General features: G+C 68.1%; 13 protein-coding genes. 7 read left to right on the plus strand and 6 right to left on the minus strand.

Annotation, left to right across the window (positions count from 1 at the left end):
- Positions 1-33: 33 nt before the first annotated feature.
- Positions 34-396 (minus strand): hypothetical protein, encoded by a 363-nt coding sequence (locus tag QRN07_RS05270; RefSeq protein WP_327019580.1) that lies wholly within the window; start codon positions 394-396, stop codon positions 34-36.
- A 71-nt stretch (positions 397-467) separates the two neighbouring features.
- Positions 468-2,444, minus strand: coding sequence for a primary-amine oxidase (locus tag QRN07_RS05275; protein WP_050686341.1), 1,977 nt, complete (start codon positions 2,442-2,444; stop codon positions 468-470).
- Between the two features lie 124 nt (positions 2,445-2,568).
- Between QRN07_RS05275 and QRN07_RS05280 the strand changes: the two genes are divergently transcribed.
- The 3 genes from QRN07_RS05280 to QRN07_RS05290 all read left to right on the plus strand — a co-directional run bounded on the left by QRN07_RS05280 (position 2,569) and on the right by QRN07_RS05290 (position 5,389).
- Entirely contained in the window at positions 2,569-3,159 is a 591-nt protein-coding gene (locus tag QRN07_RS05280; RefSeq protein ID WP_285240542.1) for a TetR/AcrR family transcriptional regulator, read from the plus strand.
- A 37-nt stretch (positions 3,160-3,196) separates the two neighbouring features.
- The gene (locus tag QRN07_RS05285) at positions 3,197-4,294 is read left to right on the plus strand and encodes an alanine racemase (protein WP_285240543.1); all 1,098 of its coding nucleotides are present in this window, start codon (positions 3,197-3,199) and stop codon (positions 4,292-4,294) included.
- A 132-nt stretch (positions 4,295-4,426) separates the two neighbouring features.
- Positions 4,427-5,389 carry an AraC-like ligand-binding domain-containing protein gene (locus QRN07_RS05290; protein WP_050686335.1) on the plus strand — a complete coding sequence of 321 codons (963 nt, stop codon included), beginning with the start codon at positions 4,427-4,429 and terminating at the stop codon, positions 5,387-5,389.
- Positions 5,390-5,462: 73 nt separating this feature from the next.
- Here the strand turns inward: QRN07_RS05290 and gdhA are convergent, their stop codons facing one another.
- Positions 5,463-6,800, minus strand: a complete 1,338-nt coding sequence (gene gdhA, locus QRN07_RS05295; RefSeq protein WP_285240544.1) for an NADP-specific glutamate dehydrogenase — start codon at positions 6,798-6,800, stop codon at positions 5,463-5,465.
- A gap of 203 nt (positions 6,801-7,003) precedes the next feature.
- Between gdhA and QRN07_RS05300 the strand changes: the two genes are divergently transcribed.
- Positions 7,004-7,666 (plus strand): AmiS/UreI family transporter, encoded by a 663-nt coding sequence (locus QRN07_RS05300; protein WP_285240545.1) that lies wholly within the window; start codon positions 7,004-7,006, stop codon positions 7,664-7,666.
- Here QRN07_RS05300 and QRN07_RS05305 read toward each other — a convergent pair.
- Entirely contained in the window at positions 7,663-9,129 is a 1,467-nt protein-coding gene (locus QRN07_RS05305; RefSeq protein WP_285240546.1) for an APC family permease, read from the minus strand. The two genes, QRN07_RS05300 and QRN07_RS05305, sit on opposite strands and share 4 nt — an antisense overlap.
- Positions 9,130-9,350: 221 nt before the next feature.
- On the opposite strand from QRN07_RS05305, the gene QRN07_RS05310 reads away from it, so the two are divergent.
- Together QRN07_RS05310 and QRN07_RS05315 are read left to right on the plus strand one after the other, a co-directional pair.
- Positions 9,351-11,255: an alpha-amylase family glycosyl hydrolase gene (locus QRN07_RS05310; protein ID WP_285240547.1), complete on the plus strand. Its 1,905-nt coding sequence runs from the start codon at positions 9,351-9,353 to the stop codon at positions 11,253-11,255.
- A gap of 108 nt (positions 11,256-11,363) precedes the next feature.
- Complete coding sequence (locus QRN07_RS05315; protein ID WP_285240548.1) at positions 11,364-12,221, plus strand: prephenate dehydratase; 858 nt, start codon at positions 11,364-11,366, stop codon at positions 12,219-12,221.
- 4 nt (positions 12,222-12,225) lie between these two features.
- Here QRN07_RS05315 and QRN07_RS05320 read toward each other — a convergent pair whose 3' ends face one another.
- Positions 12,226-12,903 (minus strand): zf-HC2 domain-containing protein, encoded by a 678-nt coding sequence (locus QRN07_RS05320; protein WP_056595840.1) that lies wholly within the window; start codon positions 12,901-12,903, stop codon positions 12,226-12,228.
- A 5-nt stretch (positions 12,904-12,908) separates the two neighbouring features.
- Positions 12,909-13,406 carry a sigma-70 family RNA polymerase sigma factor gene (locus tag QRN07_RS05325; RefSeq protein WP_050686324.1) on the minus strand — a complete coding sequence of 166 codons (498 nt, stop codon included), beginning with the start codon at positions 13,404-13,406 and terminating at the stop codon, positions 12,909-12,911.
- A gap of 153 nt (positions 13,407-13,559) precedes the next feature.
- Here QRN07_RS05325 and QRN07_RS05330 point away from each other — a divergent pair, with 153 nt between their 5' ends.
- Positions 13,560-14,114: a COG4315 family predicted lipoprotein gene (locus tag QRN07_RS05330; RefSeq protein WP_050686322.1), complete on the plus strand. Its 555-nt coding sequence runs from the start codon at positions 13,560-13,562 to the stop codon at positions 14,112-14,114.
- The last annotated feature ends 130 nt before the right edge of the window (positions 14,115-14,244 follow it).

The following is a 14,244-nucleotide window of genomic DNA, read 5'->3' on the forward strand; positions in this document are numbered from 1 at the left end:
ACTTCGCGGCAGTCCCGGCGGCAAACATTGCCGTCAAATGCCATCTCGCGAGGGGAATCCTGCCGCGGCGCGCAGTCTTGCCACCAGTGTTGCCGCGAGCAGTGCCGTGCCCAGTTCCAGCCCGATCACCAGCAGCAGCGGCCCGGCACCGACTGCAGGGGAAGCGGACGACGCCGGGCCCCCGCCGTGGGCGTGGCCGGCACCTCCCGCGCCCAGCAGCAGGACGCTGTGCACGGCCACCATCAGCACCGCCGCCCCGGCAATCTGCCGGAGCGGCCGCACGGCACCGTGCCGCCAGATATGGACGGCGCAGGGGACACAGATAGCGGCCAGCAGCACCATCAGCACGCCCAGCCAGGCTCCGTGGTTCCCTGCGGCCGCGAGCCACAGGTGCACCGCGCAGGACACCGCAGTCAGCCCGGCGCACAGCCTGCGGTGCAGGACCGGGCCCGCTGCGGCCGGCGGCTTCAGTGGCAGGAGGTGGATGGCGCACCGCCGGCCTCGGCGTGGCAGGCGGCGCTTGTGCCGGCGGGGACGTCCAGCACCGGGCTGCGGTCAAAGAAGCCTTCGGGCCGGAGCTTGAAGCCTACGGTGTCCACCGGCATGATGGGCCAGTCCTCCACCCGTGGGAAGTGGGTGAGGCCAAAGGTGTGCCACACCACCAGGTCCTGGCCGTCGAGGTCCCGGTCCTGCGCCACGTAGGCCGGCAGGCCGGCCCCACCGGGGTGCTGGTTCACAAAGTCGCCCGTGGGATACCGCTCGTCCTCGGCGTAGCGGGTGACCCAGAGGTCCTTGGTGGCGAAGGCTGCCCGCCTGGCGATGGATGAGTCCGGGTCCGCCAGCAAAGTGGGCTGGTTCTGGGAATGGAGCTTGTAGCCCACCGGCTCACCCAGCCGGTTGCGGGACTCCGGGTTGGAAATGATCCAGGTCCGGCCGGCCTTGGCGTCGGCCTCGCGGACGCCATCGGATTCGCGGGCCAGGACCGTGCGCTTGCGGGTGAAGGCGTTGCCGCGCTCATTGCCTTCGCCCATGGCCTGCCGGACTACGTCCTCTTCCACCACCCGGTTGGTGAAGCCGTCCACGGCCATGTCCAGCCGGGCGCTGAAGAGGTGCTGGTGGAAGGGTGCGCCCAGGCCCGGGGCGAGCTGGGAGATGTTGTCCGACCCGCCCTCGGGAAAGGCGCTGGTGAACACCACGCCGGTGGCCTTGGCCTCGAATTCGATGGTGCCGTCCAGGTACAGGTACCAGTAGAACCCGTAATCGTAGTTGCCCACGGTGGTGAAGAAGGAGATCACCAGCCGGCGGTTGCGGCGGGTGTAGTTGATCCCGCTCCACAGGTCGCTGTGTTTGGCCAGGATCCCCCAGTCCTCCTCGTGCATGCAGATGCCGTTCCGGATTTCGCGCGGATTGCCCACAGCATCGCTGATTACGGGGCTGAGGTAGGTGATCTCGCCCAGGCAGTCGCAGCCGAGTTCGAGTGAGTTGGCGTACTGGCCCACCAGGTATTCGCCGGTGTCGAAGTAGTTCTGCCAGGACCGCACCGGGGAGGGATCGCCGTACGGAACCACCATCTCGGCAATCGAGGCGCGGTTGATGATGGGCCGAAGCCGGTTCCCGTCCTGGAACGCGAGGTTGTGCAGGACCACCCCCTCGCGGACGTCGAACCCGACGTCCACGCTCCACTTTTCCCACTCCACATGGTTTCCGTTGGTCACCGTGAAGCTGGGGCCTTCGGGCTGGGTGATGCTGATCGGTTTCTGCGTGGTGCGCAACGGGCCGGTCAGTTCCGGATCCGTGTAGTTTCCGTGCTCAGCCGGAACGGGCATGGCCCCCAGGTCGAGTACCCGGGTGACCTCCTTGCTGACCACGTCCACGTAGGCCACCAGGCCGTCCACAGGGTGCGCCCAGGCGCTGTCGCCGGGGAAATCCTGCACAAAGGCCAGACCGCGCAGGATCCGGCGGCCTTTTTCCTCCGGGTAGTCGAAGACACCGGCGGACAGCGGGGCCACGCGGACCCTGGCCACGTCCAAACCGCGGTCAGCGAGCGCCTTGAGCCAGCGTTCGTCGCCGGCCAGCAGGTCTTCCACCAGCCCGAATTCCTCTTCCAGGACCGGCAGTTCACCGGTCAGCGAGGTATCCAGCACCACGGCGGACACCACCAGCCCGTGCGTCACCGAGACCACAACATCGGTGGGCGCCCCGCCGGAAATGTCGTGGACAAGGGCCCGGAACCGCCTGTCCGCAGGCTGCCCGCCTGCTGTTGGGCCGGCGTCGTCCGCGCCCTGGGCACCCCTGCGGCCGGCGGGTTCCACAAGGCCAAGGTAGGCAATCCGGTGGTGGGGCTCCAGGTGGCCCGATGCCCGGAGGATGGCTGCTGCGGCAAGGATCTCGGCTTCGTTGGCCAGGCCGAACGCGGCTGCTGTGGCGGATGGCGCAGGTGTCATGGGAACTGCCTTTGGTCAGGACCCTGGGGGTCTCCGGGCTTTATTTTCTATAGTTGTAGAGAATAAACCTCCGTACCATGGCTCACAAGAGTCGAAGCCAAACTATTTCCTGGGAGCAGCCGCGGTGCCGAAGATAGTTGACCATCACGAACGGCGCCTGGAACTGGTCGATGCCACCTGGCGGATCATCGCCCGCAACGGGCTGGAAGGCGCCACCCTCCGGGAAATCGCCCTGGAGGCCGGCTTCGCCAACGGGGCGCTGAAGCCGTACTTCCCCACCAAGGACACCCTGCTGGAATTCGCCTTCAGCCATGTGTTCAACCGGACCAACCAGCGGATCGCCGGGGTCCTGGGCACCATGACCGGACTGGCCGCACTGCGCGCTTTCTGCCTGGAGGTCCTGCCGCTGGACGAGGAACGGATCAACGAGGCCCGGATCGTCATCCCGTTCTGGCAAAAGGCCGTCAACGACCCGCAAAAGGCCCGGATCCACCAGCAGTCCATGGCAGAGTGGGCCACCACCATCCAGCGGCTCCTGGCCGAGGCCCGGGCCGCGGGCGACATCCGGGCGGCCGTGGACGACGCACTCCTGGCGGGCCAGCTCCTGGACATGCTGCTGGGCGCGCAGATTGCCGCCGCCCTCTCCCCCGCCGGGTCCCCCATCGCCGGCCAGGCCGAGCAGCTGGAGGGCTACCTGGCCCTCCTGGCCGTCTGACCCCACCCGTTTTCCGTTTCCACGAAGGAGCTCCCCCATGGCCATCCCCCACAGCATCGACACCCCGGACATCCTGGTGGACGTGGACATCCTGGACCGGAACATCGCCCGGATGGCCGCCTCGGTGCGCTCCAGGGGCCTGGCCCTTCGGCCGCACGCCAAGACGCACAAGATCCCGGAGATCGCAGCCCGCCAGATCGCTGCCGGGGCGGCCGGACTGACGGTGGCCACCGTGGGCGAGGCGGAAGTCTTTGCAGCAGGCGGCGTGGACAACCTCTTCATCGCCTACCCGCTGTGGGCATCAGCGGGTAAGGCGGAACGGCTCCGGCTCCTGGCGGAGAAGGCAACCGTGACCGTCGGCGTTGATTCGGCGGCCGGCGCCACCCGGCTGGGCACCGCACTGGGCGCAGCAGCGGGAACCGTGAGCGTCCTGGTCGAAATCGACAGCGGCCACCACCGCAGCGGCACACTCCCGCAGGAGGCGGCGGCGGTGGCGCAGGCCGCAGCCGCTGCCGGGCTGCAGGTGGCGGGGGTCTTCACCTTTCCCGGCCACAGCTACGCGCCCGGCATGCCTGCGGCAGCCGCCGCCCAGGAGCAGTCCGCGCTGGCCGCGGCCGCGGCAACCCTCGCTGCCGCCGGCTTCGACGCCGCCACCCTCAGCGGCGGCTCCACGCCCACGGCGCTGCTCACCGACGGCTCGGTCGCCACGGAAGTGCGGCCCGGCGTCTACGTCTTCGGCGACGCCCAGCAACTGGAACTGGACCGGTGCGCCCTTACGGACATCGCGCTGACCGTCGCCGCCACGGTGGTCAGCCACCACAGGACCGAACCGGGCAGCCCCGTGCGCTTTATCATCGACGCCGGCAGCAAGATCCTGGGCAGCGACAGGCCCGCGTGGGCCAGCGGTTTCGGCCGGCTGATGGACCACCTGGATGCCCGGATCATCGCCCTCTCCGAGCACCACGCCACCGTGGAGTGGCATGGCCCCGACCCGCTGCCTGCCCTCGGCGACCGGCTGCGGATCATTCCCAACCACGTCTGCCTGGCCATCAACCTGGTGGACGATGTTGCGGTGGTCAGGGGCGGCAACCTGGTGGACCGCTGGAAGGTCGCGGCCAGGGGCCGGAACAAATAGCGGGGCGGATTCCCGGGAATTCTTTTTTCGCCAGCTGTTGAAAAAAGGATCCTGCGGACGTAATCTGGGCTGACTGTGTCCCAGGACACAGGCAGGGGGATTTGCCAGGACCCGTCCCACGTCAGGATTTCCATGCCCGTAAGAGCTCCGGCCACGCCCGCCACACAGCACGTCACCACCAGCGTCGCCGGTTCCTTCGACCACTGGCGGCACCTGGTGGCCGAGTCGTTTGTACCGCTGGCCGCGCACAGCGAAGCGCCGGAAGCCTTCCAGGGGCAGCTCCGGGCCCGGGTGCTGGACCGGATGTCCATCGTGGAGGTCAGCGCCGCCGCGCACACGGTCCAACGCACCCCAGCCCTGATCGCCCGGTCCACGGGGCGCTACTTCAAGCTCAACCTGCAGCTGGAAGGCAGCGGACTGCTGATCCAGGACAACCGCGAGGCCGTCCTGCGGCCCGGTGACCTGGCCATCTACGACACCAGCCGGCCCTACACGCTCACGTTCGAGGAACGGGCCCGGCTGATGGTGGTGATGTTCCCCTGTGATGCGCTGGCGCTGCCCAGCGACTGCGTGGGCCAGCTGGCGGCCGTGCGGATGGCGGGCAACGCCGGCCTGGGTGCCCTGGTGGGCCAGTTCATCCGGCAGCTATCGGAGAACCTCGACGTCCTCAACGGTCCCAGCGGCTCACGGCTGGCAGCCAACGCCCTGGACCTGGTGTCCACCCTCCTCCACGCGGAGATGGACATCACCCCGGACCGGCTGACCCCTCAGGCCCTCCTGGCGGTTTCAGCCCGCGAATACATCGAAGCCAACCTGTGGGATCCGCAGCTTTCGCCGGCCGCCGTCGCTGCGGCGCATTTCATTTCCACCCGCCACCTGCACAACGTCTTCCACGAGAGCGGCACCACGGTGGCAAGCTGGATCAGGGGCAGGCGGCTGGCCGGCGCCGGGCGGGACCTGCGGGATCCGGTCCACGCCGGGAAAACGGTGGGCGCCGTTGCCGCGCGGTGGGGTTTCCTCGACGCGGCCCATTTCAGCAGGACCTTCCGCGACGCCTTCGGCGCATCGCCCAGCGACTGGCGCCGCGGCGCCTGACCCGCGCTGCGACCCGCGCCGTTACCCAGCGCCGTTACCCAGCGGCCCTGCCTAGCGCCCCTAGCCAGCGCCCCTAGATCAGGCCCTGGGCCAGCATGGCGTCGGCCACCTTCACAAAACCGCCGATATTGGCGCCGAGGACATAGTTGCCGGGGTCGCCGTACTCGTCGGCCGTGGCGGCGCAGCTGTGGTGGATACCCACCATGATCTCCGTGAGCCGCGCTTCGGTGTGCTCAAACGACCACGAATCCCGGCTGGCGTTCTGCTGCATTTCCAGCGCCGAGGTGGCTACCCCGCCGGCGTTGGCGGCCTTGCCCGGACCGAACAACACGCCGGCATCCTGGAAAACGGCCACGGCGTCACGGGTGGAGGGCATGTTGGCGCCCTCTCCCACGGCCAGCAGACCGTTGCGCACCAGCTTGGCGGCAGCATCGCCGTCGAGCTCGTTCTGGGTGGCGCAGGGCAGCGCCACCGTGGCGTCCACATCCCACACGGAACCGCCCTCAACGTAGGAGACGCCGCCGCGCCGGACCGAGTACTCCTTGAGCCGGGCGCGGTCCACTTCCTTGACCTGCCGGAGCAGTGCCACGTCGATGCCCGCAGGGTCCACGATGTAGCCCGACGAATCGGAGCAGGCCACCACGGTGGCGCCGAGGGATTGGGCCTTGGCCACGGCGTTGATGGCCACGTTGCCCGAACCGGAAACCACCACACGCTGCCCGTCGAAGGAGGTGCCGCGGGTTTTCAGCATCTCCTGGGTGAAGATGACCGTGCCGAAGCCGGTGGCTTCGGGACGGACCAGCGAGCCGCCCCACGAAATGCCCTTGCCGGTCAGGACGCCGGACTCGTAGCGGTTGGTGATGCGCTTGTACTGGCCGAAGAGGTAGCCGATTTCGCGGCCGCCCACGCCGATGTCGCCGGCCGGGACGTCGGTGTATTCGCCGATGTGCCGGTAGAGCTCGGTCATGAACGACTGGCAGAAACGCATGACTTCCGCGTCGCTGCGGCCGCGGGGGTCGAAGTCCGAGCCGCCCTTGCCGCCGCCGATGGGCATGCCCGTGAGCGCGTTCTTGAAGATCTGCTCGAAACCCAGGAACTTCACGATGCCCAGGTAGACCGAGGGGTGGAACCGCAGGCCGCCCTTGTAGGGGCCCAGCGCGGAGTTGAATTCCACCCGGAAGCCGCGGTTGATCCGGACCCGGCCCTCGTCGTCCGTCCACGGCACCCGGAAGATGATCTGCCGTTCCGGTTCGCAGAGCCGTTCCAGGATGGCGGCTTCGAGGAATTCCGGATGCCTGTCATGGACCGGGCCCAGGCTTTCAAAAACCTCGGTCACCGCCTGGTGGAATTCCGCTTCCCCGGGGTTCCTGGCCAGGACGGTGTCCCGAATGGCCTCCAGCCGTGCATCCATGCAGTATTTCCTTACGTCGAGCCAATCAGGGGGCTGCCGCCGGCAGTGCAGTGGCTGCGGCGGGTCCTCCATCCAAGCTAACGGATTGCGACCGGGCAGCAGTAGGCACCGATCGAACTGTCCGCTAATGTCCGTATTGTGACACTTAGATTCCACAAAACGAAAAAAGTATGCACCCTTCGGGGTCTTGGGGCGGGTGCCTGATGGCCTATCTCTGCCTGCTCCTCTCCGGGGCCGCGCTGCTCGCCAACGGCCTCGCAACCCTGGGGCGCATCCCCCGCCGCGACGCAGGTGTCCTCAGCCTGGCCATCGGGTCGCTGCAACTGGTGCTCGCCGTGGGATACCTGGCGGCGGCCGCTGCCGGACCGGCCGGCGCGGCGTTGCCGGCGGAGACCCTGATGACCGCGGTGGGGATGGTCCTTTTTGGCCTGACCTATGTCCATGTGGGCATCGATACCCGGCTGGGTTTGGGCTCGCAGGGCCTGGGCTGGTTCTGCGGCATGGTGGGCTTTGTGGGCCTGCTGCTGGCCGGCAGCTGGTTCGCGTCGAACCCGTTCCTCGCGGTGCTCTGGCTGTGCTGGTCGCTGTTGTGGGGGCTGCTGTTCGGGTCCATGGCCCTGGGCTGGCGCCGCGTGGACCGGTTCACCGGTTGGGCCCTGGTCCTGGCCAGTCAGGCCACGGCGACAGTGCCCGGGTTCCTGGGCCTTGCTGGGCTGTGGCCGCAGCAGGGTGAGGTGGCTGCGGCGGCAGCGGCCGGGCTGGCGGCACTCCTGCTGGCCGCGTTCCTGCTGGCCCGCCGCGGCACGGTTCCGCCGCGCGCCGCCGGGAGGGTGGCCGCCGGCGCCCTGCCGGACGGCGCCCGCTAAGCCCGTCCGGGCGCTGCCCCACCGCGGCGTTCAATCGCCAGTTCCACCAGGGTTCCGGCAGCAAACACGGCAGGGACAGTGGCCAGCAGGACTGCTGCGGTCCCTGCGCTGCCGCCGATCAGGGCGGTGAAATTGCCTACCACCTGCGCGAGCACCCAGATCAGCAGGACGGCGCCCAGCACCGGTGCGATCCTGGTCTGCCACAGCGGGCCGGTCTCGCGCTGCCGGTGGAAATACCGGACGACGGCGGCTGAACAGAGGATGTACAGCACCAGCAGTGCCGCGACGGCCAGTCCGCTGAACCAGGAGAACAGGCTCAGCACAGGGTCCAGCCCCAGGAGCGCGAAGGGGGCGACCAGCGCCACCGCCAGCGCGGTCTGCAGCCAGGCGGCAACGGCGGGCGCGTGGTGCCGGTTGGTGCGGGCCACGGCAGCGGGCATGGACCCGCGCAGTGCCAGTGAGTGGAGGTACCGGTTGATGCCGTTATGGAATGCGACGATGCCGGCCAGCAGGGAGGTCACCAGCAGGATGCCGGTGGCCACCCCGGCCCACGGGCCAAACAGGTCCACCATGGGCCCCAGCACAAAACTGGTGGAGTCCCCGGATTCCAGGGCGGCCCCGGCTGCTGCCATGACCTGGGACGGCCCGTAGTAGCTGACCAGCATCCAGGAGGTGAAGGCGAAGAAGATGGCGATGACGCCTACGGAAAGGTAGGTTGCGCGGGCCACGGTCCGCTGCGGATCCTTTGCCTCAGCGGAGTAGATGGCGGTGGACTCGAAACCGAACATGGACGCGACGGCGAACATGATGGCCACCCCGGGGGCCCCGGCGGCAATGGCAGCCGGGGAAAAGGACGCCGCCAGGTTCAAGCCTTCCGGGCCGCCACCCTGGAACAGGACGGTGAAACCGAACAACAGCAGCACTGCCACCTCAAGTCCCACCAAAACCGCCAGCACGCGGGCGCCGAGTTCGATGTTCAGCGAACCCAGCACCTGCACGCCTGCCATGGTGGCCAGCGCCGGCAGCCACCACGGCACATCAATACCCACGGACGCCAGGAGCCCGGAGAAGGCAGCCCCGTACAGCCCGTACGTGGCGGCCTGGATGGTGTTGTAGGCCAGCAGTGCGAGCCACGCCGTCCCCGCGCCGGTCCGCGGGCCAAACGCCGCCGTGACGTAGGCATAAAACGCGCCATTGGCCCGGATCTTCCGGCTCATGGCCACAAAACCTACGGCGAAAACAGCGATGACGGCGCCCACCACCAGGTATGCACCCGGTGCACCCGCGCCGTTGCCCAGCGCCGCAGCAAGTGGCGAGGCCCCCACGATCCCGGTTAAGGGCGCCTGGGCGGACAGCACAAAAAAGAGGATGCCGAGCACCCCAACGCTGCCGGAGCGCAGGGCAGTGGAATGCTCTTTGGCACGTGTGTCCACGGTTCGTCGTTCGGAATTCGAAATGCTCATGGGATCCCTCTTTAACAGTCAAAATTGCGCCGGGGCCAGCTGTGGAATCCAGCTTGGCACCGGTGTCCGCGGGCGGTTTGTCCGGCAGCGACCGGAACTTGTTTGTCAGCGCAGCGCGCCGTTGGCGCTTCTTCCGTTCCGGCGCGGGCAACGGTGGCATACTGCCGTAACCAGGTGCCGCCGGATCAAGCCCGGCGCGGGGTCCGAAGGAGCACTCGTCCATGCAGGAATCCGTCAGGGTGGATGCCGCGGCACACCAGCATGTCCTGGAAGCCATCAGCCTGGCCCAGGGCCCCGCCCGGGCTGTTGACCCGGCGTTCGCCGCCCGCCTCGAAGATCACCTTCCCGCCCTCTGCGGCCTGTTCCATTCCCTGTACGGCCAGCGCCCCGACTGGCTGGAGCAGCTCACCGCGCTGGTGCTCCAGTGCGCCGCGTCCTGGCAGGAGCGCCCGGCAGAGCTGAAGGCCGTGGATGCCGAACGCGGCGCCGACCCCGGCTGGTTCCAGGCCAACACCATGCTGGGCGGCGTCTGCTACGTGGACCGGTACGCCGGCACCCTGGAGGGAGTACGGGCCCGGATCCCCTATTTCAAGGAGCTTGGCCTCACCTACCTGCACCTGATGCCGCTGTTCCTGGCGCCGGAGCCGCACTCGGACGGCGGCTACGCGGTCTCCAGCTACCGGAAGGTGAACCCCAAGCTGGGCACCATGGAGCAGCTGCGGTCCCTCGCGGCCGAGCTGCGCGCCAACGGGATCAGCCTGGTGGTGGACTTCATCTTCAACCACACCTCCGACGAACACGAGTGGGCCCGCAAGGCCGCTGCCGGGGACCGGGAGTTCAGCGACTACTACTGGCTCTACCCGGACCGCACCATGCCGGATGCGTTCGAGGAGCACGTCCGCGAAATCTTCCCGGAAAACCACCCCGGCTCGTTCATCCGTACCGAAAACGGCCGCTGGGTATGGGCCACGTTCCACACGTACCAGTGGGACCTGAACTACTCCAACCCTGACGTTTTCCGGGCCATGGCCGGCGAAATGCTGTTCCTGGCCAACCAGGGCGTGGACATCCTGCGGATGGATGCCGTGGCGTTCATCTGGAAGGAACTGGGCACCCCCTGCGAGAACCTGCCGCAGGCCCACACCCTGCTGCAGGCCTTCAACGCGGTCTGCCGGCTGGCCGCGCCGTCGCTTCTGTTCAAATCCGAGGCGATTGTCCACCCCGATGAGGTGGCCCTGTACATCAGTCCCGGCGAGTGCCAGATTTCGTACAACCCGCTGCAGATGGCGCTGATCTGGGAATCGCTGGCCACCCGGGATACGTCCCTGCTGGGGCAGGCCCTGAAGCGCCGGCATAACATCCCCGACGGAACTTCGTGGGTGAACTACGTCCGCAGCCATGACGACATCGGCTGGACGTTTGCCGACGAGGACGCCGCCGAGCTGGGCATCAACGGCTTCGACCACCGCCGGTTCCTGAACTCGTTCTACGTCAACAGGTTTCCGGGCAGCTTTGCCCGCGGTGTTCCGTTCCAGGACAACCCCCGCACCGGGGACTGCCGGATCTCAGGGACGACGGCGTCGCTCTGCGGCATGGAGGACAACCCCTCGGAGGCAGTGGAACGGATCCTGCTGGCCCATTCGGTGGCCTTCAGCACCGGCGGCATTCCCCTGCTGTACCTGGGCGATGAAGTGGGCCAGGTGAACGATTACCAGTATTACCTTGAGAAAGGCCACGACGCCGACAGCCGGTGGGTTCACCGGCCGCGCTATCCTGCGGAAAACTATGCGCACAAGGCCGAGGCTCGCACCCCGGAAGGGGCCGTGTTTGCCGGCATCCGGCGGATGGCCGCGGTCCGGGCCGCCACCCCGGAACTGGCGGGCACCCGGCTGATCGACTTCGCCGCCAACCACCGGAGTATCCTGGCGTACCAGCGCCCGGGCGAAGACAGCCGGATCCTGGCGCTGGCCAACTTCAGCGACTCCCCCGTGATCCTGCAGGCGGCGACCTTCGCGGGTTTCGCGCCTGCCGCCGTCGACCTTCTCTCGGAAACCGAGCAGGACCTGGCAGACGGGCTGGCGCTGCTCCCCCGCCAATTTGTGTGGCTGCGCGTCACGCCCCTCTGACACCTCCCCACCCAACTGACTCGCACTTGTTGTCGTTTTGGGCCCTCAAAACGACAACAAGTGCGAGTCAGTTGGGGAGGCGGGCGCAGGCGTGAAACCATACGGAACATGGCCCAGAAGATTGCGTACCAGGGTGAGCCCGGCGCCAACTCAAATATCGCGTGTCAACAGATGTTCCCCGAGCTGGAAAGCATCCCGTGCGCCAGTTTCGAGGACGCCTTCGAGCTGGTCTCCAGCGGGGAGGCGGACTTGGCGATGATCCCCATCGAAAATTCGATCGCCGGCCGGGTGGCGGACATCCATATCCTGCTGCCGCAGTCCAACCTGCAGATCGTGGGCGAGTTTTTCCTGCCCATCCATTTCGACCTGCTGGGCATCCCCGGCAGCACCATCGAGGGTGCCACCGAGGTCCACAGCCACATCCACGCGCTGGGCCAATGCCGCCGCCTCATCCGCGAGGCCGGCCTCCGCCCCATCATCGCCGGGGACACCGCCGGTTCGGCCCGGGAAGTCAGCGAGTGGAACGATCCCCGCAAGCTCTCGCTCGCCCCGCCGCTGGCCGCACAGATCTATGGCCTGGAAGTCCTGGCCTCCCGCGTGGAGGACGACCCCTCCAACACCACCCGCTTTGTGGTCCTGGCCCGCGAAACCGGACTGCCGGCACGGGACGAGGTTCCCGGCCTGGCCGTGACCAGCTTTGTGTTCCGCGTCCGCAACGTCCCGTCCGCCCTGTACAAGGCGCTGGGCGGGTTCGCCACCAACGGGGTGAACATGACCCGGCTGGAGAGCTACATGGTGGGCGACGAGTTCGCGGCCACCATGTTTATGGCCGACGTCGAAGCGCACCCCGAGGACCTCCCGCTGAAACTGGCGTTGGAGGAACTGGAGTTCTTCACCACCGAGGTGCGGATCCTCGGCGTCTACGCGGCAGCGGATTTCCGGGCGGACGCACCGGCGCCGGTGTAAAGGCCTACCCGCCCGGCACCGCGATGACGGCAACGGTCTGCTGTTGCCCGTCACGCATCTCCACGCCGGCGATGCTGGCGAGCTGGACCGGGGTGGCGCCGGTGATCCGCACCCGGCCGCTCGGGGTTGCGGTCCACGCGCAGGCCCGGTCCTCGCCGCCGGCGCGGTCCTTGACCCAGAGCGAGAACGTGCCATCCACCGGCAGGCTCTGTCCGTCCACCGCAAGTTCCGTGCCCCAGGTTTTCCGCACCAGGCCCACGGTGAGCCGGACCCCGTCGCCCGCCTGGACGGAGTAGGTGGCGTCTGGTTTGGCGGGCGGGCTGAGCAGCGGCCCTGCCAGGATCCCGGCAGCCAGGCAGGCGGCGGCAGCCGCGGCCACCGCGGCTGTCCACCGGACGCGGACCGTACGGCGGCGGGCGGCCAGCTGATCCAGCAGGCGTTTGGGAACCGGCGGCGCACCGCTCTCCGCCGCTACCGCCGCCTGTTGCGGGCTTGCTGCCACGCCGGGAAGCACAACGGCGTCCCCCACCGGCACCGCGTCCAGCAGCGCCGGCAGGCTGGAAAGCTCGTCCAGCTCCTCCCGGCACGTGGCGCAGGACCCCAGGTGCTGTTCGAACAACGTCACGTCCGACGGGTCGAGGCCGCCCAGCAGGTAGGCGCCAAGAAGCTGGTGCGGTTCCATGGCGGTCACCGCTGGACCCCCATTTCGTCGAGGATGGTCCGCAGCGCCCGGACGGCGTAGAAAGCCCGGGACTTCACGGTTCCGCTGGGGATATTCAACTTTTCCGAAGCCTCCTTCACGGTGTATCGGCGGTAGTGGAGGGCCACCAGCACATCGCGGTGTTCGGCGCTCAGCCGCAGCAGCGCCTCCTCCATCAGGACCCGGGTGAGGAGCTCGTCCACCCGCTCGGCTGGATCCACCGGATCCACGGGGTCTCCGGTGGCCTCGGCCGGCCGGCGCTGGGACCTGCGGTAGTTGTCGATCATGATGTTGCGGGCCGTCCGGAACAGGTAGCTGCGCAGGCCGCCGGTGATCTCCGGGGCCTGCCGCCAGACGCGCAGCACCGTCTCCTGGACCACGTCGTCCGCGATATACGGGTCCCGGCAGGCGCTCAGGACAAAGCGCCGCAGGGCAGCGCCGTGGTCACGATAAATCGCCGCCACCACTTCCTCATCCAGCGACATGCCCTGCCTCCCGCGTCGAACCCGCCTGCCTCTAAAGACGTCCGCAACCACACAAAGGTTCAGTTCCGGTTCCCTGAACCATACTTGCCCGCACGGCGTCTAAGAGGGTAGCGCCGGCCTCCGCGTTGGCTGGCTCGAGGCAAGGAGCAAAAGATGCACAAGAACCTCAGCTTTGGCCTGTCGGCTTTGGCGGCCGCCGCACTGCTGTCCGGCTGCGCAGTCGGCGGGGGAAGCAGTACGACGCCGGCGCCCACCCCGTCCACGGCGGCGTCGGTTCCGGCATCCGCCCCGGCGTCCGGCCCGGCGACGACGGCGGCCGCCACCTCCGGTGCAGCCGCTTCGGCGAAGCTGATGACGGCGGACTCCGCGCTCGGGCCGATTGTGGTGGACGGCAACGGCATGAGTATCTACTACTTCACCAAGGACACCAAGGACTCCGGCACCAGCGCCTGCACCGATGCCTGCCTGGCAGCGTGGCCACCGGTCACCACCACCGAAGAGACACCGGCCATGGACGGCGTAACGGGAACGCCGGGCACCATCACCACGCCGGACGGCAAAAAGCAGGTCACCATCAACGGCATGCCCGTCTACTACTTCGCCAAGGACAAGGCCGCGGGGGACATCCTGGGCCAGGGCGTCAACAGCGTCTGGTATCTCGTGGCCCCCTCCGGCGACATGGTCACGTCCGCAGCGGGCAAGTACTGACGGCGGCGCGCCAGGCTGTGCCCTCCATGTCAAGGGTCCTGCGTGAAAAGACAAAGGATCCTGCCGGGCAGCAACGACACTGGAAGCAAGCTGCCAGGCCACCCGGCCGGCGCCCTTCCTACTCGAGGTG

It is taken from the genome of Pseudarthrobacter sp. MEB009, assembly GCF_030208875.1.
Taxonomy (GTDB): domain Bacteria; phylum Actinomycetota; class Actinomycetes; order Actinomycetales; family Micrococcaceae; genus Arthrobacter.